Below are 20,662 nucleotides of genomic sequence, written 5' to 3'. Positions count from 1 at the left end.
TGGGTGGGATTACAGCGATACATTCAATCCGAACGTGAAAGTTCGGGCCGGGGGGTAGCCCGTGTAGTCGATGCCAGCCGAGGGCACCACGCCGTTGGCCTTGTTAGTGTTCACCTCGGGGTCGAAGCCGCGATAGCTGGTGAGGAGGAACAGGTTCTGGGAGATGGCGAAGAGGTTGAGGCCCTTAAACACGGCTATGTCGCCGAAGGCGTAGGAAAGCGTCAGGTTCGAGAGCTTCACGTAGTTGCCGCTTTCCAGGTAGCGGGTCGAAGGCGTTACGGCGTTCGAGAGCGACTCCTTTACGCCCGACTGGAACTCGGCCAAGGCGATGTTTTTGCCAGAGCGAATTTGGCTCACGTTCAGCACGCTGTTGAAGGTGTTGTTGTAGAGCATGTTACCAAACGCGCCGGTGAAATTAGCCGTGAGCGAGAGCTTGCCCCCGCGGATGGTGGTGTTGAAGCCTACCAGCGTAGTGGGGTTGGGGTTGCCGGCGTACTGGCGAGCCCCAAAGTCGTTGTAGAGGCCCGTCGTGGGGTTGAGGCCGTTGTAGACAGGCAGTTGGTAGCCGTTGAGCGGCTGGCCGTTCTGAATGGTTTCTACCAGTACTCCGCTCAGGCCCTGCCCGCTCAGGCCACCAGTCTGGATGATGAGGGCGTCGGGCAGGCCGCCTACCGAGTTGCGCACGAAGGTGGCATTGCCGCCGATGGTGAAGCCGAAGCCCGGGGTGTCAAAAATCGAGGCGTTGGCGATGAGTTCTACGCCCTTGTTTACAATCTCCCCGTTCAGGTTCGACCAGATTACGCTGCTGCCACCCGGTGCAGCCGGGAAGCCCGGAATGTTGGGGTACAGCAGGTTGGTAGTCTTCTTGTAGAAGTAGTCCGCCGTCAGGGTCACCTTGTTGTTGAACAACGCGAAGTCGGCACCCACGTCAAACTGCTCGTCCGACTGCCATTTCAGGTTGGGGTTGGCGTTGGTAATCTGGCTGATACCGCCGTTGTTGTTGAGAAAGGCGTACTGCGAACGGGCCGCACCAGCCGGAAACTCCTGGTTACCGGTTACACCGAAGCCAGCACGCAGCTTGAACTGGTTGATGGCCTGCACCTTGAAGAACTCTTCCTGGCTGATGTCCCAGGCCGCCGATACCGACGGGAAATAACCGTATTTGTTGTTGTCACCAAACTTGGTGGAGCCGTCCGCGCGTAGCGTAGCCGTCAGCAGATAGCGCTCCTTGTAGTTCAAAATTACGCGGCCGAAGAACGACTGTAGCTCCGTCACGGGGTCTATGGTCGAGGAGATGTTGCGGCCCGAAGGGTTGGAGAACTGCAGGTAGTTGGTGTAGTCCAGCCCGTAGGTACCAAAGCCAATGGGGGCGCCCGTGGTCGTGTTCACCGGCCCGCGGCCGCTGAGGGAGCTGGTAGAGTTGTTGAACTTCTGGTACTCGTAGCCCAGCAGCGCATTCACGTTGAAGTTGCTACCTAGCTTCTTATTGAAGTTCAAGGTGTGGGTCATCTGCTGGGTCAGCAGCTCGGCCGTATTAATGGCTGCGTAGCCTAACTGCTGGTAGTCAGCAATATTGAGGCGCTGGTCGATGCTGGTGCGACGGATACCCGTGCTGTAAGTGCCGGCAAACAACGCCCGGTACTCCAGCCAGTCAGTAAACTTGTAGTAGGGCGAGAGCGACACTTGGGCCGTGGTAGTGCGGGCGCGGTCGTGGTAGTAGTTGAGCGTAGCTACCGGGTTGATGGTGGTGCTACCCAGGCGCGACACCGGCTGACCGTTGGCGCTGTAGAGCGAGTCGGTAGGGTTCCACTGCAGCGCCTGGCCGATGATGCTACCGCGGAAGTCACCGTTGTTGGTGACGGGGGCCAGCTGCTCGACTACCTGGGTCACCTTCAAGTTGAGGTCCAGGCCTAGGCGCTTGTTTTCTAAGAACTTGTAGTTGCCGGCAAACGCCCCGGTGTACTTCTCAATACCCGAAGTGCGGATGATACCTTTCTGGTTGAGGTACCCTAGGGAGAGGCGGTAGCGGGCGTTTTCGTTGCCGCCGCTGGCCGCCAGGTTATAGTTCTGCAGAGGGGCCGTTTGCAAAATCGCCCCCAGCGGGTCGTTGTTCTGGCCTTTGTCGTTGGTGGCCGGCGCGCCGTAGTACGAGAGCGCCTGCCGGAACTGGTCGGCATTGAGGATGTCGATGCGGCGCAGAATTTTGGAGAAGCCACCCGAAACGCCAAACTCCAGCCGGGCCTCACCTATCTTGCCGCGCTTGGTCGTAATAATAACCACGCCGTAAGCGGCGCGCGAGCCGTAAATAGCCGTCGCCGACGCATCCTTCAAAATGTCGATGCTCTCAATATCGGCCGGGTTCAGGAAGTTGAGCGGGTTGCTACCAGGGCTATCGCCAAAGGCGGTAGAGGAGCCAGGCGTGGCCGAGCGGCCATCCAGCGGCACACCATCTACTACATATAGTGGCTGGCCGGTACCCGTCACGGCCGAGTTGCCACGGATGCGGATGGTAGTAGCGCCGCCGGGTTGGCCGCTATTCTGCGTCACCTGCACGCCCGAGGCCCGGCCCTGGATGAGCTGGTCGGGAGAGGTGAAAGTACCCTTGTTGAAGTCTTTGGGATTTAGCGCCGAAACCGCTCCGGTTAGGTCCGTTTTCTTCACTGTGCCGTAGCCTACTACTACTACGTCGCCTAGGGCCTGCGCATCGTCTTGCAGGGTCACGTTCACCGTCGTTTTGCCGGTGATGTTCACCGTTTGCTTGGCATAGCCTACAAAGGACACCGTGATGGAAGTGGCCGTGGCCGGCACTTGCAGCTGGAAATTACCGTCGGCATCGGTGCCGGCGCCAATGGTGGTGCCCGGCACTACTACCGTTACGCCGGGCAGGCCGGCACCTTTCGTATCTGTTACTTTGCCCGACAGCGGCCGGGTTTGCGCCAGCGCCATCATCGGGAATAACAGGCACAATAGGCTAAAGAAGAGCAGCTTCTTTGCTAGTGCTTGCAAAGCAAAAGCCGCGGCTGGTGCCGGCGGCCCGCCCGCTGCGTACCGTGCGTACAAATTTTTGTTCATGGGTGAAAAGAGTAAAAGTGGGGGAATTCTAGAACTGGAGGACGACGCGCCAAGCCGCTGAAGGGTGGGAGAAAGAAGCTGCGTATTTCATAGCTTGAAAAAAGTGAATGGCAAGAAATACTCTACAATATCAATTGTTATTCAACAAGTTACTTAAGCGGTAGCACCAGGGCCTGCCAGGGTTGCAGGCCTAGGGTGGGGCCGGCCGCAAAAGTTGGATAGTTATTTAGCCAGGGCTCGCCGGCCACGGCTAGCCCGGTTGGCAGGGGCCAGCGCTGCGGCGTGGCCGAGAAGTTGAGTACCACCAGCGCTTTATCGGCCCCCTGGGTGCGGGTGTAGGCCCAGATGTGCGGATTGGCCTTATCCAGCAGCTCATATTGGCCGTACACCAGCACCTTGTGCTGCTGGCGCATAGCTATGGCCCGCCGAAAATGATTGAGCACCGAGTTAGAATCTTTCGTTTCAACCGCTTCGTTAACAGTCAAGTAGTTAGGATTCACTTTCAGCCAGGGCGTGCCGGTAGTAAAACCGGCATTGGGGGCGCTGCTCCACTGGAAAGGGGTGCGCGAGTTGTCGCGCGAAAAGTGGGCTAGGAACTTCAGATAGGTTGCCGTATCGCCCTTTTGGTCTTTTACCAACTGGTAGCCGTTGCGCGCCGCCACATCGCGGTAGTCGGCCATGCTGGTGAAGTTGATGTTAGTCATGCCCAGCTCGTCGCCGTAGTAGCAATAGGGCGTGCCATGCATACTGAGTAAGAAGGTAGTGAGGAGCTTAGCCGACGGTGCCCGGAAGGCCGGCCGGTCGTCGCCAAAGCGGCTCACGATGCGCGGCTGGTCGTGGCTGCCTAGGTAAATTGACTGCCAGCCCTTGGTGGCAAACTCCTGCTCCCACTTCCCAAACACGTTTTTCAGCTCGCTCAGCTTGTAACCGCCCTGGCGCTTGTCGCCCACGCCTACCGCATCAAAGTGATAGGTCATGTTCAGCTCGTGGCGGGCGGGGTCCACAAACAGCATGGCTTCCTGCGGGTTGCGGCCCGCGCCCTCGGCCACGGTCATCAACCTGTAGTGGCTGAGCACCTCGCGGTTCATTTCCTGCAGGTAGTCGTGCAGATGCGGGCCGTGGTTATAGGCGTTGGTGTAGTTGCTCTCGGTTAGCCCCGGCATGGGCGGAAAAGTGGGGTCCTTAGCTACGAATTGGAAGGCATCCATGCGAAAGCCATCGATGCCCTTATCAGCCCAAAAGCGCATGATATTGTACACTTCCTGGCGCAGCTTCGGGTTGTTCCAGTTCAGGTCGGGCTGCTTTTTTGAGAAGTAGTGCAGGTAGTAGCTCTTGGTAGGCGCGTCGTACTGCCAGGCATTCTTCTTCACGTCGAAAGTGCTGTAGCGAGCGGGCGGTGTGCCTTTCTCGGCGGGCCACCAGTAGTAGTAGTCGCGGTAGGGGCTGGTGCGCGAAGCCCGCGCCGACTTAAACCAGGCGTGCTCGTCGCTGCTGTGGTTCACCACCAGGTCCATCACCAGCTTAATGCCCCGTGCGTGCATACCCTGTAGTAGCTCGTCGAAATCGGCCATCGTGCCGAAATCAGTCATAATAGCCCGATAATCAGAGATATCGTAGCCGTTATCATCGTTGGGCGAGCCATAAATCGGGTTCAGCCACACCGTGCCGATACCTAGGCTCTTGAGATAGTCCAGCCGCGACGTGATGCCCTTGAGGTCGCCAATGCCATCGCCGTTGCTGTCTTGGAAGCTGCGCGGATACAGTTGGTACACCACCGTTTCCTTCCACCAACCGGGCTTCTTGCCTAGCCCACTTGTGTCGCCCGCCGCACGCGCAGCCGGGCCAGCGGCCGCCTGGCTACCGCTCGTAGCAGTAGCCTCCGTCTTAGCGTTCTGACCGCAGGCGGCCGTTAGGCCGGCCAGCAACAGGCTTACTAGCCAGAGTCGGCAGTTGGTCATGGGTGGGGAAAAAAGCGCGTGGTAAGACTACTAGTACAATGACTCTAGAAAGCAGCCTGATTAGGACAAACTGCAAACGATTGCACCTACTAGTAGCCGCAAAGAAATTCGGCGCTTCCGATTCTCCACGGGCCATATCAGCCACCGCATCAAAAATATTAATTTTTATAATATTAAAATTTCTGATATTCAGCATACTATGCAATATACTAAGCCAAATAATATCAGCTTAGTATCAAGCACCCAGAAGCATTAAATTGGCAAAACACTGCATTTTATCCCACTTATATTCGCTATACTTGTAGCATCGCCTAGCGTAGAGCTTCGCCCCTACCCTAGGCCGGTACCTGCCACTCTTGCCGTTTCCCACCCGTGTCGTTCACCCTTCCTTTGCCGGTTGCGCGGCTCCTTGTTGCCTGTTGCTGTCTACTAAGTGCGCGGCCTGGCTTGTCCTTCGATGCCAAAACCGACAGCTTACTGCTGGTGCTCGACCAAACGCTGGCGCATCAAGCTAGCTTCGACCGGCAGCGTCTCGACCGCCTAGCTACGCTGACTGCCGAGTTTCACTCGCCCGAAGCCGACAACAATGCGCGCTTCCACTTAGCCTTACTTATTCACCAGGAATACAAGACATTCAAGTACGATTCGGCTTTTGCGTATGCGCAGCAGATGGGCCTGCTAGCGCGGCGGCTGCGCAGTCCCGACAAGCTACAGCTTGCCCGCATGAAATTGGCCTTTACGTTGCGCTCGGCAGGTTTATTTAAAGAATGCTTCGACACGCTACAGGCTATTCGACCGCGACAGTTAGCGGCGCGCAACCGAGCCGAGTACTACGAGCTATGCAGCATGACCTATGCTGAGCTGGCTGATTTTGCGATTGACACGAATTTTCAGCGGTTCTACGTGGTCAAGTCGCAGGCCTATGCCGATAGCGCAGCGCAGTACTACCCGCCCGGCTCCGAGGCGTACCTGGCCCTGCAGCTGTTCAAGGCCAAGCAGCGCGGCGACTTGCGCGCCGGGCAGCAGGCCTACGCGCTGCTGGTGCAGCTGCCCCTAGCGCCGCACGCAGTGGCCCTCTATACCAGCGGTTTATCTAAGCTCTACGACGAGGCCGGCCAGCGCGACATAGCGCGGCAGCTGATGCTGCGCGCGGCCATTGGCGACCTAGAATCGGCTACTAAAGAGGGAATTGCACTATTTCGAATTTCGGATTTTTGCTATCAGCAAGGCGATTTGCAGCGCGCCTACTACTACATCACGGAGGCGCGCAAGATGGCCACCTTCTTCAAGGCCCGGCAGCGGCTGGTGCAGATGTCGCGCCTTACGGCCCGCATCGACGGCCAGAAAATCAACATCGTGGAAAGCCAGCGCCAGCAGGCCAAGCACTATGCCCTGGCCATCGGGGTGCTGGCTGCGCTGCTGCTGGCCTTTGCTTTTATTATCTACGTGCAATTGCAGCGCCTAAAAAAGGCGGGGCGCCTGCTCACCGCCACCAACCAGGAGCTGCACGAAACTAATCAGCAGCAGCAGAGTCTGAATGCTCGCCAGCAGGAGCTAAACCAGCAGCTGCAAACGCTAAATCAAGGCCTCAACGAAGCCAACCATATCAAAGAGGAGTATATCGGCTACTACTTCAGCAATACCTCGCGCTACCTCGACAAGCTGGAGGCTTTGCAGAAGAAGATGAGCACCCTGCTGGCTACCAAGCAGCTGAATGCCGCTCAGCAGCTGGTAAAGGCCATCGACATCAAGGCCGAGCGGGCCGAGTTGTTCAAAGGGTTCGACACGGTTTTTATTCACTTGTTCCCCAACTTCGTGCGCGAGTTCAACGCCCTGTTTTCCGAGCCCGACCGCATTCAGTTGGCCGACGACAACTTGCTGACTACCGAGCTGCGCATCTTCGCCCTTATCCGGCTGGGCGTGAGCGACAGCGAGCAGATTAGCCGCATCCTGGGCTACTCCATCCACACCGTGTACGCCTACAAAACTCGCGTCAAAAACCGCTCCTTCCTGCCCAACGAGGCCTTTGAGGCGCGGGTGCTGGCTATCCAGGCAGCCTAGGCCCTAGGGTCTCTGCCACTGCCTATTCAAGGCATTAAGAAGCTAGTTGGCAAGTAGTTGCATTTTACTTGCTTATCAATTTTAGCCGCAGCTACTTAGCTGCCTAATCGCCCAGCTGCCCACTTGCTTACTTTCTATTTCCCACCCCTCAGCCCGTTGAAAAAGCTACTCTACCTTGGCCTGCTCTTGCTGGCTAGCTGGCCCCTAGGCGCCCAGGCGCAGGCACCCGACCCCTGGCGCCTCACGGCCGATAAGATTGACCCCGCCAATTACTACGGCGTGACGGTAGCCAACGGCATTTTGGGTATTGTGTCGTCGCCCGAGCCGTTTAAGGTGAAGAACGTGGTGCTGGCCGGCGCCTACGACCAGTATGGGCGCGGCCGGGTCAGTAACTTCCTCAGCGGCTTCAACCTGCTGAATATGTACCTGGAGATAGATGGCCACCGCCTCAATGCCAGCGACGCCCGCAACTTTCGGCAGCAGCTCGATATGCAGCAGGCGGCCTTCACCACCACTTTCGACTACCAGGACAAGGCCACCATTACCTACACCTACTACGCCCTGCGCCACCTGCCCTTCACGGTACTGCTCGATATCAGTATTGCGGCGAAGAAAGACCTGGCCCTGACGGCCGCCAGCGTAATGGAGGCGCCCGACGCCCTGCGCGAGGCCCAGAACTACTACAACGAGATTGACCGCCCGCACGTCACGCTTAGCCTGCTCACCTCTACGGCCAATAGCCCTACCGGCAAGCTGCAGCTGTGCGCCAGCACCAGCTTCCTGTTTGAGGAGCCCCACGGCCAGGAACCGCGCATCATCCACGAGATGTGGGACAGCAACATGCACCTGATGAAGTTCAGCAAAATGTTGAAGGCGGGCCAGACCTACGGCTACGGTGTGACGGGCGCCACCATCACCTCGGCCCACGACCCCGACCCGCTGAACGCCGCCGAGCGCATGACCATCTTTGCCCGCCTCGAAGGCAAGCAGCGCCTGCTGGAGTTTCACCGCCGGGCCTGGCAGGACTTGTGGAAAAGTGACATTCAGATAACCGGCGACGCGCAGGCCCAGCAGGACGTGCACAGCATGCTCTACCACCTTTACAGCTTCAGCCGGGCGGGCACCGACTTTTCGCCCTCGCCCATGGGCCTGTCGGGCCTAGGCTACAATGGCCACGTATTCTGGGATGCTGACACCTGGATGTTCCCGGCCCTGCTGGTGCTACACCCCGAAATCGCCAAGTCACTGGTGGAATACCGCTTCCGCCGCCTAGGGCCTGCTCGCGCCAATGCCCTGGCCCACAGCTACCAGGGCGCCATGTTTCCGTGGGAAAGCGCCGATACGGGCGTGGAGGAAACGCCGGTTTGGGCGCTCAGCGGCCCGTTCGAGCACCATATTTCGGCTTGCGTGGCCCTGGCCGCCTGGCAATACTACTGCGTGAGCCAAGACAAAGCTTGGTTGCGCTCGACCGGCTGGCCCATTCTGCAGGCTACGGCCGACTTCTGGGCCAGCCGCGTGGAGCGCAACGGCCCCGGCCACTACGACATCAAGAACGTGGTGGCTTCCGACGAGTGGGCCGAGAACGTAGACAACGATGCCTTCACCAACGGCGCCGCCCGCGTAAACCTGCAGAACGCCGCCGCCGCCGCCCGCCTGCTGGGCCTGCCTGCCAACCCCGACTGGGCCCTGGTGGCGCAGAACATCCCAATTCTGCGCCTACCCGACGGTACCATTCAGGAGCACGCTACCTACCACGGCGAGGGCATCAAGCAGGGCGACGTTAACCTGCTGGCCTACCCCCTAGGGGTGGTTACCGACCCCGCCCAAATTCGCAAAGACCTGACGTACTACGAAACGCGGGTACCCAACGAGGGCACGCCGGCCATGACGCAGGCCATTTTCGCGCTGCTCTACGCCCGGCTCGGCAACGGCGACAAGGCCCAGCATTTCTTTCAGGATGCCTACCTGCCCAACCTGCTCCCGCCCTTCCGCGTGCTGGCCGAAACGAAAGGCGGCACCAATCCCTACTTCGCCACTGGCGCGGGCGGCGTATTGCAGGCCGTGCTCATGGGCTTCGGCGGGCTCGACATCACGCCCCTAGGCCTCGTGCAGCGCAAAACCACCCTGCCCACCGGCTGGCAGTCCGTCAAGATTACCGGGGCCGGCCCGCAGCATAAAATGTACTCCGTGGGTCGCTAGCTAGCTAGTTGCTAGCGGGCTTCCCTAGGGGTCATTATCACCAAAAAGGCCTTGCCGCAAGCGGCAAGGCCTTTTTGGTGGAGAATATCGGAGTCGAACCGATGACCTATTGCTTGCGGAGCAATCGCTCTAGCCAGCTGAGCTAATCCCCCAATGGTTGCAAATATAGGTCTGGACTGGCTTCTGGCGGGTAAGGCATCTAGGGTATCATAAATAAAGAATGCCCGCCGGTAAGGGCGGGCACTCTTAAGTATTAGCGCTCCCTCCTGGGTGCGTTTAGCTTTGCGCAACTTGTTCATAATTGGTATTTTATGATTTTTGGGGTCGGTTTTGGGCGGCAGCCAGGTCGGGAGCCAGCCGGCGGCCACCGCTCCCTGTAGCGCGGTCCCTAGGCAGGGAGCGCGCCGTTTTTTAAGTTGAAATAGGGGCTTTCGTCCGGCGCCCGAGCGCCCGCTTGGGCGCCTCCTTCGGCTCGGGCCGGGCGTAGATGGCCGAGCCGAACACCACGTAGTTGAAGTCGCAGCCGGGAAAGTGGCGCACCGTGTCGTAGAGCAGCTTCAGGTTGCAGTGGTAGCGGCCCGCGGCGATGGCGGCCACGTAGTTCGGGTTTACTCCGAGCGTCAGCCCCCATTCCCGGTAGGAGGTGAAGGCGCCGGCCTGGAGTAGGCGGTCAAGCTCGACTAGGAAGCGTTTATCGACCTGGGCTTGGTCGTAGGCGGGCAGTGGCGTAGCAGGTGCGGTCAGCATAATTAAAGTCCGGCTTTGGTAAGGCGCTCAAAGAGTTCCGCTATATCAGCACGGTGGCGGGCCAGCTCGTCGGGCACATCGACCCTAGGGCCCGCCAGGCTGCGCGTGAGCCGGGCCACGCCCTCCCACACCTCCCCTACCAGCGCTCCATCCAGGAAGCGCACCCCGAAGGCCCGGTTGTCGGATTCAAGCGTCAGCTGCCCACGTTCGTTGAATTGGTTGATGACGCGCTTTACCAGTACGTCTTCTTCGGTCACTACCACATACACCCGGTTATCGCGCATGTCGCGGCCCCAGTTCTCTACCGCCCGGCAGATAAGCCAGTCGCCGTCGCGTAGGGTGGGCTCCATGGAGTCGCCGGCCACTTGGAAGGCCCGAAAGCTGCCTTGGTTATAGGGAGCCCCCGGCAGCCGGAAGCTAGGCAGCTTGCGGATGTATTCCCGCTCCACGCGGTGCTGCGCGTAGCCGGCGGCCGCCCGTGTGTTTACTACCTCGATGTTTTCTTCCCCATCGGGCCCCACCTGCACGGTGAGCACCTCCAGCCGCCCGCCGCGCTCGGCTGTCACAGGGGGCTTAGCAGCTTCAGTTATTAACGTGGGCTCCTTATACGAAGAAAAATTTTGGTCATTTTCTTCTTGGCCCTCCGTGTCAATCAAATTCCTGTCTACAACCGACTCCTTACCAGTCAACAGGTAGTCTACCGAGACATTAAATCGACGCGCTAACCTCAATAAGTTCTCCGGAGCTGGGAAGCTTTTTCCTTTCTCAAAAGATGAGATAGCGCTCTTAGTGAGACCCAAGTGAGCCCCTAATTCTTCTTGGCTAATTGCACGTGATTTGCGCAGAAGTGCCAAGCGAATTTTAAAAGATTCTATCTCAGTCATTTATACACATCTAGTCAATATTAGTACTTAAAAAGTCAACCATCTATTGACTAGACGAGTAATAGTTGACTACATTTGCTAGCACTAGCACTAACAACAGAAAGGTACACCAGATTTTTTATGGCACCGACCCCAAATCCGACCCCCACCGACCTCAAACTGCGCGTGCTGGCTATCCGGAGCCGGCTGCCGAAGGACGTCGCCCAGCTCGTCATCCAAAAGCTACCCGAGTACGACACGGCCAAGGGCAGCAAGAAGATTCACAACGTGCTCAACGGGGCTTCCTCGGACCTGGCAGTAACTGAAGTGCTCGAATCGCTGGTCCAACTGCAAGCCGCCTAGCCCCCGCATTCCTCCCCTCCCTTTCCTACCAACCACCTCCACCATTCGCACGATGGCTGAAACCCTATTGCCTCCACTTCGCGGGGCGCTCAACCCCAAAGAGTCTCATAATCTGCAAGATGGCTTTAAGGAAGCCGACTTATTGCACCTGCTGCAGCCCCTTGCCGGCCGCCCCGCCGGGACGGTGCTGCCGGTGCTGGGCCAACTCGCCTGCTTCGACGCGCGGGGCCAGCTCTGGCGCCTACTGGCCTACGTGCCGGCCTCGCCCAGCGAGTGCACCACCTACGCCGGACGGCAGGCGCGGCGCTTTCCGGAGGCCGGCCAGGTGGAGCGCTGGTTTGCCGGCATTCCGCTGGGCTACTTCACCGAAATCGACCTCACCGACTCGGCCGAGTGCCTGGCCCTGGAGCGCCAGACCGAAGCTATTGTGGTGCCCATGTATCCCGCCAACCAGCAGGCCCAGCACCTGCGCAAAGCGGCCTAAACTCATGCAGGTCGATACCACGCCTCCCCCCGCCCCCGAGCCCGTCAACCCGCAGGAGCTGGAGCAGCTGCTACGGGCCGTGCGCCGGGCCTGGCGCCCCGGCGCCTGCCTGCGCACGATCCTGGCCAGCATCGTCGCCACCGGGTGCCTGCTCGACATCGACTACAGCCAGGAGCGCGACTACGCCGAGCCGCTGCTGCTGGCCGGCAACCCGGTGCGGGTGCTCGAACAAGCCTAATCCTCTTTCTCATGCTGCTCTCCCTTCAGCTACCCGACAACCTGGACGTGGCCCAGCTGGTGCGCGACGCCGCCGAGCGCGCCGCCCAGCAAGCGGCGGCCGCCCTGCCCCAGCCCGACCCGCAGTACACCGTGCCGCAAGTGGCCGAGCTGCTGAGCCTGGACCCGGCCACCGTGCGCGCCTACCTGCGCCTGGCCCCCAGCCACACCCGCCGGCTGCGCTACGTGGACACCACCGGCACGGCCCACGGCTGGCGCATCCCGCTCTCGGAAATCCAGGCCTGGCAGGCGCGCAACCTCGCCCAGCACCCCGAAGAGCTAGCCCTGGTGCTCACGCGCCCGGCCCTGCGCAAAGTCGCTTAACCGTCCCTCCCACCCGCTTTTTCTGATTTCTATGTGCCTTTCTCACACCCACGACGAGCCGGCGCCCTATAAAGTGGTGGCGCTCGTGACCCCGCCCAGCCCCGAGCAGCTGGACCTAGTGGCCCTGCACGCTCGACTGCTGCCGCTGGCCCAGCAGGCCGGCCACGAGCGGCTGTCGCTTACGCTGGAAGTAGGCCTGGGGCCCGCCCCGCGCTACCAGGCCTACGGTTGCCTCGGGGCGGCCGACTTCCACACCTACGTGCTGGCCAGCCGCCCCGAGGCCTGCGCGGCCGACTTCGCCCGCGTGCTGGAAGAGCGGCTGCAGCGCGCGGCCGATGCCTTCACCGGTAACTGCTGCCAGCTATGAGCCCGCTGCTTCTCGCCGATGCGTTACCCGCCTGGCTGGGCACCTACCGGCTCGTTGCCCTCGGGCTGGTGCTGGTGGGCCTGCTGGTAGGCGGCTGGCTGCTGCACGCGCTGGCTACGGCGACTGAAGTAGACGAGCACGAGCAGCCCGTGCGGCACCTGCCCTTCGCCGTGCCGGCCGTGGACGTGGCCGCCTGCCTGGACTACTCCGAGGAGCTGGTGCTCAACGCCGAGGGCGAGCTCTGCCAGCACTACCTGGGCCAGCCCAAGCCCTGCTCGGGGCGCTTCACGGCCGGCGGCCAGCTGCTGGTTCGCCAGTGAACAAGAAAGCCAGGCCCTAGGGTCGCACCCCCATGGCCTGGCTTGTAGGCTGATTACTCAACCCTGCTTTCTGCTTGCAAAGCTAATGGCCACGCGCAACTTTCTCACCACCCCCAGCCCGTTTCGCGCCCAGCGCTCGGTGCTCAGCCCCCAGGCCGAGTGGCCGGCCCAGGAGCCTGCCGAAGCATCTCTACCGCACCTGCTGACCCCGCGCTACAGCGACGCCCAGCGCCTGGCCATGTGCGCCTGGGCCTCGGCCGACTTCCGCAAGCTGCCCGCGGCCGAGCAGCTGCGGGTGCTGCTGCACTACCCCGGCCTGAACGCCCGCCCCATCTACGCCTCGGCCGCGTGGCGGGCCCTGAAAAGCGAGTGCCCCGAGAAGCTGGCCGCGGCGCTCAAGGACCTGCTGCAAGAAACCGAGCGCCTGCGCGCCAACCGGCTCCAGCTGCGCCGGCACCTGCCCAACCTCTTCACGGCCATTGCGGCCTAATTCTTCACCCGGCCCTAGGGCCACAATTCCCCCTCTTTTTATGAAAGAAGCCGTGCTGCTTACCGCCGCCCCGCCCGATGGGCAGGCCGACCTGTTCCAGGGCCTCTCCCCCAAGGAGCGCGCCGACAACCTCGAAGCCCTGGCCCATACTATCGAGGAAGAGCCCTACATGCGCCCGCTGGGCGAGGAGGAGCTGACGACCCGCAAGAATACGCTGGTGGATAATTCGGTTACGCTGAACCTGCTGGCCGAGGAAAAGAAGGCCGTCACGGCCGAAATCAACGGCAAGGCCACCCGCCTAAATAAGGAGAACAAAGGCCTACTCGACGACATCACCCACCAGGCGGTGAAGGAGTACGGCAAGGTCTACAGCATCCTGAGCGAGGACAACCGCTGGGTGGACAAATACAACGAGAGCGGCACTTGGCTCAGCCGCCGCAGCGCCGGCCCCGAAGATTCGCAGCGCCACATCAACATGCGCGCCAGCGCCTAGGCCGTGCTCGTGCTCGCCTACCTGCTGGTAGCCCTCATCTGGCTCTGCCGCCTGGTTTTCGGCCTGCTGGCCTGCCTAGCCATCTGGAACGGCCTGCGCCTGGAAATCGGCAAACCGGGTGAGCGCGCCCACTTCGTGCTCGAATTGTATTCCGCCAAACGACTTTTTAACTAACTCATTTCCAATGAAAACCACCGACACCCCCGGCGTTGTGCTCAAGCCCGAAGCGCCCGGCACCTACACCTTGCTCACGGGCGAAGCCCAAAGGCCCCTGCAGCACCCCGCCCGCCTCGGCTACGCCGGCCGCCTGGACACGCCGCGCCTGTTTCTGACGCCCAAGGAAGACAATTACGACCCCTTGCAGTGCACCTTCGAAGTGGACGCCGAGAACAACAAGGTGCGCTTCGTGGGCACCGAGAAGAGCCACGAGTCGGCGGACGTCATTACGGGCTCGCTCACGCCCAGCGACGCCATCGAGCAGTTCAAGCTCAACACCGGCCACCGCTGGGGCGTGGCCCAGCTGATTGAGCTGGTCAAGCGCATGCGGCCCTACTTCGCCAGCCAGGAGCAGCAGGTGGCCCTCATCACCAGCTTACGTAACTGGAGCATCGGGGTAAACAAGCTTTTCGAGGAAGCCAGCAACCAGGATGGCAACGCCCGCCGGGCCGTCACGGTGAAGGTCGAAGGCAGCGCCCCGGCGCCCTTCAAGCTACACCTGCCCATCTACAAGGGCTACCCCAAGGAGACGTTCGAAGTCGAGTTCGGTGTGGATGCCGAAAGCTCGGCAGGCGTGAAGCTCTACCTCGACTCGCCGCAGCTGCTCGACCTGCTGCTGGACAAGAAGGAAGAGTACATCAAGCAGGAAGTCGAGTACTTCACCGGCTTCGGCTGCTCGGTCATCTACGTGTCCTAGGTACGGCCTGGGCACCTGGCTGGACCTCACGACTTACCTGGTCGCTAGGGTTTGGAAGCCAGCCAGCAACGCCCAGGTAACCCGCGCCCGTGGTTGCGGTAACGGCGACCCATCGGCCCGGCTGCTCTTGGCGGCTGGGCCACCCTAGGGGCTGGGCCGCGTGGCCTTCGGTGAGCTCGCTGCCTGCCAAACCCACATTTCTCCTTTTGGAAACATGAAAACCGAGCAATTCAATCTTTTTGAGGGTACGCGCCGGCTGCAGATGACCGATAGCATTGAGTTGACGGCCCAAAGCCTGAACGCCTACGGTCCTACCCATAAGCATTGGGCCGTGGCTTGGAGCGGCGGCAAGGACAGCACGGCCACGCTCACGCTGCTCGTGTACCTCATCGAGTCGGGCAAGGTGCAGCGCCCGCAAACGCTCACCGTGCTCTTTGCTGATACGCGCATGGAGCTGGTGCCCCTGATGGCGGCGGCCAGCGACATCATCGACGACCTGCGGGCGCGCGGCATTGACGTGCGCACCGTCATGGCCCCGCTGGATAAGCGTTTTTTAGTCTACATCCTGGGCCGCGGCGTGCCCCCGCCCAACAACAACACGCTGCGCTGGTGCACGCGCCAGATTAAAATCGACCCCATGACAGCCGCTCTGCGCGAGCTGGTCGGGGGCCTGGGCGAGAAGGTGCTCACCATTACCGGCGTGCGCCAGGGCGAAAGCGCCATGCGTGACCAGCGCATTGTGATGAGCTGCGGTAAGGACGGGGCCGAGTGCGGCCAGGGCTGGTACCAGCAAACGTTGCCCACCGCCCTCACCGATACGCTGGCCCCCTTGCTGCACTGGCGCGTGTGCCACGTCTGGGAGTGGCTGCGTAGCTGGGCCCCTAGGCCCGAGTTTGGCGACTGGAGCACCAAGCTGCTGGCTGAGGCCTATGGGGGCGACGAGGCCGAGGAAGTGAACGCGCGCACCGGCTGCACCGGCTGCCCGCTAGCTAGCCGCGATACGGCGCTCGACAACCTGGTGAGCCGGCCGCAGTGGGCCTACCTGGCCCCGCTGCAAGGTCTCAAGCCGATTTACCGCTGGCTGCGTGAGCCGGCCAACCGCCTGCGCCAGCCTGGCGGCGAGCGCCGCGGCGACGGCACGCTGAGCAAGAACCAGCAGCGCATGGGCCCGCTCACGCTCGAAGCCCGCACTGAGGCCCTAGGGCGCGTTCTGGTCATTCAGGCTGAGGTGAACGCGGCGGCCCTGGCCCTAGGGCGGCCCCAGGTGGACATTCTCAACGCCGAGGAAGAGGCCCGTATTCGCGAGCTGATTGCCGCCGGCACTTGGCCCCAGCGCTGGACGGGCGACGAGCCCACGGGCGACACGCTGCTGCCCATTCACTACGCCGACGGCTCCGTGCTACCCCTACTGGACTTTTCTCAACCTATAGGCTATGAATAAGCCCACCCGCCGCCGGGGCGCGGGCCTGCCCCGCCTCTCCCGTCACTACCAGCACCGCTGGGCCTGCTTGTGGAAGTGGGGCCGGCCGGTCGCGCCCACCCGCCTTTTCCCGCTCTGATTATGGCCCGCCCGAAAAAAACCGGCCTTACCTACTTCCCGCTGGACTGCCAGATGGATGATAAAATCGAGATGCTCGAAGCCGAGCACGGCCTCGAAGGCTTCGCCATCTACCTCAAGCTGCTGCAGCACATCTACCAGACCGAGGCCGGCGAGCTGGATATGTCGGTGGTTTTCCGCTGGAAAACCCTGCCTAAACAGTGGGGTATTCCGGCGGAAAACTTCCGGAAAACCGTCGAGACGATGCTCGAAATAGCCTTGTTCGACTCGGCGGCCTTTGCCGAGCGCCAAGTACTCACCTCTAACGGCATTCACAAGAGAATCAAGGAGGTAGCCGACTTGCGCGCCAAGGATAGGCGCCGGAAAACAGAAGGAAAACCCGAGTTTTCCGAGGGTTTTCCGGCGGAAAAGTACACAAAAGGAAAAGGAAAGGATACTAGCGTATCCCAAAAGGAAACGGAAAAGGAAATGGAAAGCTCTCGCTCTTCGGGCGAGGGCGAGCCCGAAAAAAAAATGGAGGGGGCTGAAAACGCGGCTACCGATTCGCTACCGGCCCAGACGCCCGCCCCCTCACCCCCCGGTTGCGCGGCGCCCCCCGCTCCCCCAGCGCCGCGCCGCTTCGAGACCTGGCGCGATTACGACGGCCCCTGGCCCGAGCAGGTACACCCGCCCTTCGGCACGCCGGCTTTCCACAGCGCCTGGGCCAAGTGGGGCAAGTACCTGGCCGAAATCGACAAGGGCCACGGCGGGCCGACCCGCGAAGACGAAGACCTGCTGCGCCTGCGCCAGCTCGCCGGCACCGACCACGAGCTCGCCCTGCACATCATTTCCACCTCCATCAGCTGCGGCTGGAAGTCGCTCAACAAGCCCACGCATGAACTCAACCGCCGAACCAACCGCCCTGGCCTCCTTGCTGCCGACCCCACCGAGCGGCACAACATCCCCGCCCAGCACGATTTCGCCCAAGACGCAGCCTAAGTTCGAGCTGCCCAGGCCCGAAGACTTTCGCAAGCAAGCCACCGAGCGCCTGCCCTTGAACGAAAGTGAGGTACGCGCCTGGTTGGAGCACCTGAGCTACCTCAAGTACAACCTGGCCTACCAGCAGTGGTACCGCTGGGATATCAACCGGCCCAAGCAGCCGCAGGCCTTCACGGCCGAGCAGATTCGCCAGTGGTTCGACAAGGAAGCCCAGCGCCGCCTCGGCTGCCCGTTCGTGGTGGATGAGTTCAACGCCCCCATCCTGGAGTTGCTCTGCCTCTACTTCGCCGAAGACCCGCGCTTCGAGGAGCACGGCCACGGTGGGCGGGCCTACTCGCTGCAGAAAGGCCTGCTGCTGCGCGGCGGCGTGGGCTGCGGCAAAACGACGCTGCTCACCATCTTCTCCCACAACCCGCGCCTGCCCTACCTGGTGGAGCCCTGCCGGGACCTGGTGGGGGTCTACACCCGGCAAGGCGAGCCGGGCAACTCGGCCGGCGGCGAGGAAGCGCTGCGCTACTACTGCCAGCGCATCCAGCTGGCCCAAAGCGACGCCGCCCACTTCAACTACCGCACCCACGCCGGGCTGGCGCTCGACGACATCGGCACCGAGAACTGGAAGGCCAAGCACTACGGCCAGCAGCTCAACGTGGTGGAGCACATCCTGAGCTCGCGCGACGACCAGGTAGTGGCCGGCTCGCTGGAGCGCTGGGCTACCCACGCCACCACCAACGTGCCCTTCGACGACTACCCGAAGGAGGCCGCCAAAGAAGATAAGCGGCCCGGCCTGGAAACCATCTACGGCACGCGCTGGCGCTCTCGGGCCCGCGGCCTCTTCAACATCATCGACTTCCCCAAGACCGCGCCCGACCGCCGCGGCTAATTAATCACTTATCAACTTCTTCGTTGTGGAAAACTCTAAAATTGAATGGACTACGCACACCCTAGGCCTGCGGTGGTGCGTGCTTCTTGCGGCGGCATTTAGCTACAAGCTCCTGCTTGAGATGGCGTTTTTCGTGGCAATCCTCGCACAGCGTCAAGCCATTATCAACGTCAAGCTGCAGCTCCGGAAAATCGGCAAACGGCTTGAGGTGATGGGCCTGCAGATTGCCGCCGCGCTTATCGCCGCAGTCCTGGCAAGTGAAGTTATCGCGGGTGAATACCGCCACTCGCCAAGCTGTGTATTCAGTGGAACGGCGCACATCCTGATTGCGTGCCTTGCGACCGTCAATGTAGGCGTAGTGATTCTCGCCGCGGGCGGTGCGCTCCTTCGTCACCTCGGCAATTCGGGCGCGGGTTTCCTCCGAATGCTTCTTGCCCAAGCGGTTGCTAGGCCGGGCCTTAGCGGCTGCGCTCATCTTGGCGCGGGCCTCGTCGCTCATCTTTTTACCCTTCATCGGGGGGACAAAAGTTTCCTTCCGCTTTACCCAGGCTGCGCTCATCTTGGCGCGTGATTCTTCGGTGTGGTTCATACCCTTAAGATACACATTCAAACCTTGCAAACCAAATGGAAAATACTAAGATTGAGTGGGCTACGCATACTTTTAATTGTTGGGAGGGCTGTGCCAAGGTGAGCCCCGGCTGCAAGAACTGCTACGCCAACACGCAGCACCAGCTGCACCACAGCAGCCTGAAAAGCCAGCAGGGCACGTGCTGGGGCGTAAACGCCCCGCGGCTGGGTAAGAGCGAGGAGAACTGGAAGAAGCCGCTCAAATGGAATCAGCAGGCCCAGGCCGTCGGCGTGCGGGCCCGCGTGTTCTGCGCCTCGATGGCCGACGTGTTCGAGCCGCAAAGCCACCTGAGCGCTGCCTACGCGGGCCAGACGGCCGAGGTACCCTGTGGTAACGGCCGCACCCGCACGGTGCGCTTCGTTAACCTGCAAACCGAGCGCCTGCGCCTGCTACGCCTCATCCTGGCCACGCCGCACCTCGACTGGCTACTGCTCACCAAGCGCCCCGAGTACATCCGCCCCATCCTGCAGGGCCTGATTACGAGCCTGGCGCTGGTGAATGGCCTCAACGGTCAACCCCTCGACGAGTGGCCCGCCGCCGACCGCGACCTAGCGCGCTGGCTGATGACCTGGCTGCAAGGCACCCCGCCTGCCAACGTCTGGCTGGGCACGTCGGTCGAGAACCAGGAGCAAGCCGACACGCGCATCGTGGCCTTGGCCGGCGTACCTGCTACCGTACGTTTCCTGAGCTGCGAGCCGCTGCTGGAGGCGGTGGACCTCACGCGCTGGGCCAACATCTTCCGCATCGACTGGGTGATTGTCGGCGGCGAGTCGGGTCCCGGCGCCCGGGCCGTGCATCCGCTGTGGGTAGAGAGCCTGCGTGACCAATGCCAGAAGGCGGGTGTGGCCTTCTTTTTCAAGCAGTGGGGCGAATACGAGCACTTCTGCATGACGCTGGCCACCGAGCCCACCGGGGAGCCCACTAAGTTCTTCGTGTTTCCAGACGGCTACGCAATGCGGCGCGTGGGCAAGCACGCCGCCGGCCGCCTGCTCGACGGCCGCACCTGGGACGAGCTGCCCCAACGAAAGGAGGTGGCGCTGTGAAAAGCCCCGCGGAATACCTTGAAGCCGCCTGGCAACCCGAACCGGACCCCTGGCCCACCGGCGGCATCCCCTTCGTGCCGCTGGCCCAGGCCGAAGCCGCCGTCGCCGCAGCGCTGGCCGATGCCGAGAAGTACCGAGGCTTCCTGCTGCGCGCCCTACGCCGCGGCGATTCTTCCACCCCAACGGCCCTAGGCCCCGCATCCGATGAGCTTTGAATTCTTCCCCGGCGTGGGCGTGGTGCACCTGAACCTGGCCAAGCCCCGCCGGCCCGCCCCCGCCGGCACCATCCACCGCTGGAGCGGCCCGGCCACCCGCGGCGGCCCGCCGGTGCACTGCCTCAAGTGCGGCTGCAAGAAGGCCCAGCGCCGCGACTACACGGTGCTCTACGTGGCACCCGGCGGCCGGCAGCAGACCGAGCTGCGTCCGCCCTGCACGGGCAAACCTGCTACTCCACTACAAGCGGCCTAGTCCTTACGCTTTCTGTATGCCCGAATGCGCGCCTGCTCGTCGGCCTTCACTCGCTTCACCTTTTGCCACATAGCCAGCCCAAAAAGGCCCAGCATACCAAGTAGAAACAGCCAGAAGTCCCCCCAGCCCGCCAGCAACACTTCGGAAGTCAGATAAATCAGCATACCCAAAAGTAAT

At 61.6% G+C, this 20,662-nt stretch carries 25 protein-coding genes, 1 tRNA gene and 1 pseudogene; 19 read left to right on the top strand and 8 right to left on the bottom strand.

Features of this window, described 5'->3' with window-relative positions; genetic code table 11:
• Positions 1-9: 9 nt before the first annotated feature.
• Both HHL22_RS20805 and HHL22_RS20800 read right to left on the bottom strand, forming a co-directional pair.
• Positions 10-3,006 carry a SusC/RagA family TonB-linked outer membrane protein gene (locus tag HHL22_RS20805; RefSeq protein ID WP_206680748.1) on the bottom strand — a complete coding sequence of 999 codons (2,997 nt, stop codon included), beginning with the start codon at positions 3,004-3,006 and terminating at the stop codon, positions 10-12.
• Positions 3,007-3,221: 215 nt separating this feature from the next.
• The gene (locus tag HHL22_RS20800; protein WP_169533300.1) at positions 3,222-5,030 is read right to left on the bottom strand and encodes a glycoside hydrolase family 13 protein; all 1,809 of its coding nucleotides are present in this window, start codon (positions 5,028-5,030) and stop codon (positions 3,222-3,224) included.
• A 447-nt stretch (positions 5,031-5,477) separates the two neighbouring features.
• Between HHL22_RS20800 and HHL22_RS20795 the strand changes: the two genes are divergently transcribed.
• Both HHL22_RS20795 and HHL22_RS20790 read left to right on the top strand, forming a co-directional pair.
• Positions 5,478-7,091 (top strand): DUF6377 domain-containing protein, encoded by a 1,614-nt coding sequence (locus HHL22_RS20795; protein WP_169533299.1) that lies wholly within the window; start codon positions 5,478-5,480, stop codon positions 7,089-7,091.
• Between the two features lie 156 nt (positions 7,092-7,247).
• Positions 7,248-9,290: a glycoside hydrolase family 65 protein gene (locus HHL22_RS20790; protein ID WP_169533298.1), complete on the top strand. Its 2,043-nt coding sequence runs from the start codon at positions 7,248-7,250 to the stop codon at positions 9,288-9,290.
• Positions 9,291-9,365: 75 nt separating this feature from the next.
• Here the strand turns inward: HHL22_RS20790 and HHL22_RS20785 are convergent.
• From HHL22_RS20785 to HHL22_RS24525, 4 genes and pseudogenes are all read right to left on the bottom strand, one after another.
• Positions 9,366-9,442, bottom strand: a tRNA-Ala gene (locus tag HHL22_RS20785).
• A gap of 259 nt (positions 9,443-9,701) precedes the next feature.
• A complete protein-coding gene (locus HHL22_RS20780) occupies positions 9,702-10,037 on the bottom strand; it encodes a hypothetical protein (protein WP_169533297.1) in 336 nt (111 codons plus the stop codon).
• Between the two features lie 2 nt (positions 10,038-10,039).
• Positions 10,040-10,603, bottom strand: a complete 564-nt coding sequence (locus HHL22_RS24415; protein ID WP_317172712.1) for a S24 family peptidase — start codon at positions 10,601-10,603, stop codon at positions 10,040-10,042.
• Positions 10,604-10,720: 117 nt separating this feature from the next.
• Positions 10,721-10,921 (bottom strand): annotated as a pseudogene (locus tag HHL22_RS24525) (helix-turn-helix domain-containing protein); the annotation flags it as partial.
• A gap of 120 nt (positions 10,922-11,041) precedes the next feature.
• Here HHL22_RS24525 and HHL22_RS20770 point away from each other — a divergent pair.
• The 14 genes from HHL22_RS20770 (at position 11,042) to HHL22_RS20710 (ending at position 18,346) form a co-directional block, all read left to right on the top strand.
• A complete protein-coding gene (locus HHL22_RS20770; RefSeq protein ID WP_169533295.1) occupies positions 11,042-11,263 on the top strand; it encodes a hypothetical protein in 222 nt (73 codons plus the stop codon).
• Between the two features lie 52 nt (positions 11,264-11,315).
• Complete coding sequence (locus tag HHL22_RS20765; protein WP_169533294.1) at positions 11,316-11,747, top strand: hypothetical protein; 432 nt, start codon at positions 11,316-11,318, stop codon at positions 11,745-11,747.
• Between the two features lie 4 nt (positions 11,748-11,751).
• Positions 11,752-11,985 (top strand): hypothetical protein, encoded by a 234-nt coding sequence (locus tag HHL22_RS20760; protein ID WP_169533293.1) that lies wholly within the window; start codon positions 11,752-11,754, stop codon positions 11,983-11,985.
• Between the two features lie 11 nt (positions 11,986-11,996).
• On the top strand, positions 11,997-12,347 hold the full coding sequence (locus HHL22_RS20755; RefSeq protein WP_169533292.1) for a helix-turn-helix domain-containing protein: 351 nt from the start codon (positions 11,997-11,999) through the stop codon (positions 12,345-12,347).
• A 31-nt stretch (positions 12,348-12,378) separates the two neighbouring features.
• Positions 12,379-12,714: a hypothetical protein gene (locus HHL22_RS20750; protein WP_169533291.1), complete on the top strand. Its 336-nt coding sequence runs from the start codon at positions 12,379-12,381 to the stop codon at positions 12,712-12,714.
• Positions 12,711-13,034 (top strand): hypothetical protein, encoded by a 324-nt coding sequence (locus HHL22_RS20745; protein ID WP_169533290.1) that lies wholly within the window; start codon positions 12,711-12,713, stop codon positions 13,032-13,034. Before HHL22_RS20750 ends, HHL22_RS20745 begins: the two co-directional genes overlap by 4 nt.
• A gap of 85 nt (positions 13,035-13,119) precedes the next feature.
• Positions 13,120-13,524, top strand: a complete 405-nt coding sequence (locus tag HHL22_RS20740) for a hypothetical protein (RefSeq protein ID WP_169533289.1) — start codon at positions 13,120-13,122, stop codon at positions 13,522-13,524.
• A gap of 40 nt (positions 13,525-13,564) precedes the next feature.
• Complete coding sequence (locus tag HHL22_RS20735) at positions 13,565-14,017, top strand: hypothetical protein (RefSeq protein ID WP_169533288.1); 453 nt, start codon at positions 13,565-13,567, stop codon at positions 14,015-14,017.
• A 3-nt stretch (positions 14,018-14,020) separates the two neighbouring features.
• Positions 14,021-14,191, top strand: a complete 171-nt coding sequence (locus tag HHL22_RS20730; protein ID WP_169533287.1) for a hypothetical protein — start codon at positions 14,021-14,023, stop codon at positions 14,189-14,191.
• A gap of 10 nt (positions 14,192-14,201) precedes the next feature.
• Positions 14,202-14,930, top strand: a complete 729-nt coding sequence (locus HHL22_RS20725; protein WP_169533286.1) for a hypothetical protein — start codon at positions 14,202-14,204, stop codon at positions 14,928-14,930.
• Between the two features lie 214 nt (positions 14,931-15,144).
• A complete protein-coding gene (locus tag HHL22_RS20720) occupies positions 15,145-16,371 on the top strand; it encodes a phosphoadenosine phosphosulfate reductase domain-containing protein (protein WP_169533285.1) in 1,227 nt (408 codons plus the stop codon).
• Positions 16,364-16,489, top strand: coding sequence for a hypothetical protein (locus HHL22_RS24290; protein WP_262888398.1), 126 nt, complete (start codon positions 16,364-16,366; stop codon positions 16,487-16,489). Before HHL22_RS20720 ends, HHL22_RS24290 begins: the two co-directional genes overlap by 8 nt.
• 2 nt (positions 16,490-16,491) lie before the next feature.
• Positions 16,492-17,466, top strand: coding sequence for a DUF4373 domain-containing protein (locus tag HHL22_RS20715; RefSeq protein WP_169533284.1), 975 nt, complete (start codon positions 16,492-16,494; stop codon positions 17,464-17,466).
• On the top strand, positions 17,399-18,346 hold the full coding sequence (locus tag HHL22_RS20710; RefSeq protein WP_169533283.1) for a hypothetical protein: 948 nt from the start codon (positions 17,399-17,401) through the stop codon (positions 18,344-18,346). The genes HHL22_RS20715 and HHL22_RS20710 overlap by 68 nt, the downstream gene beginning before the upstream one ends.
• A gap of 61 nt (positions 18,347-18,407) precedes the next feature.
• On the opposite strand, the gene HHL22_RS20705 is transcribed toward HHL22_RS20710, so the two are convergent.
• Positions 18,408-18,935, bottom strand: coding sequence for an NUMOD3 domain-containing DNA-binding protein (locus tag HHL22_RS20705; RefSeq protein WP_169533282.1), 528 nt, complete (start codon positions 18,933-18,935; stop codon positions 18,408-18,410).
• A gap of 35 nt (positions 18,936-18,970) precedes the next feature.
• Here HHL22_RS20705 and HHL22_RS20700 point away from each other — a divergent pair, with 35 nt between their 5' ends.
• From HHL22_RS20700 to HHL22_RS20690, 3 genes are read left to right on the top strand one after another with little or no spacing between them, the layout of a single operon-like run.
• Positions 18,971-20,017 (top strand): phage Gp37/Gp68 family protein, encoded by a 1,047-nt coding sequence (locus HHL22_RS20700; RefSeq protein ID WP_169533281.1) that lies wholly within the window; start codon positions 18,971-18,973, stop codon positions 20,015-20,017.
• On the top strand, positions 20,014-20,232 hold the full coding sequence (locus HHL22_RS20695; protein WP_169533280.1) for a hypothetical protein: 219 nt from the start codon (positions 20,014-20,016) through the stop codon (positions 20,230-20,232). Before HHL22_RS20700 ends, HHL22_RS20695 begins: the two co-directional genes overlap by 4 nt.
• Positions 20,222-20,485: a hypothetical protein gene (locus HHL22_RS20690; RefSeq protein WP_169533279.1), complete on the top strand. Its 264-nt coding sequence runs from the start codon at positions 20,222-20,224 to the stop codon at positions 20,483-20,485. The genes HHL22_RS20695 and HHL22_RS20690 overlap by 11 nt, the downstream gene beginning before the upstream one ends.
• On the opposite strand, the gene HHL22_RS20685 is transcribed toward HHL22_RS20690, so the two are convergent.
• Positions 20,482-20,649, bottom strand: a complete 168-nt coding sequence (locus HHL22_RS20685; protein WP_169533278.1) for a hypothetical protein — start codon at positions 20,647-20,649, stop codon at positions 20,482-20,484. The two genes, HHL22_RS20690 and HHL22_RS20685, sit on opposite strands and share 4 nt — an antisense overlap.
• Positions 20,650-20,662 lie beyond the last annotated feature (13 nt).

Origin of the sequence: Hymenobacter polaris (genome assembly GCF_012927305.1) — a bacterium.
Classification (GTDB): domain Bacteria; phylum Bacteroidota; class Bacteroidia; order Cytophagales; family Hymenobacteraceae; genus Hymenobacter; species Hymenobacter polaris.
Note: the sequence above shows the minus strand (reverse complement) of the source record. Positions and strands in the feature narration are given on the sequence as shown.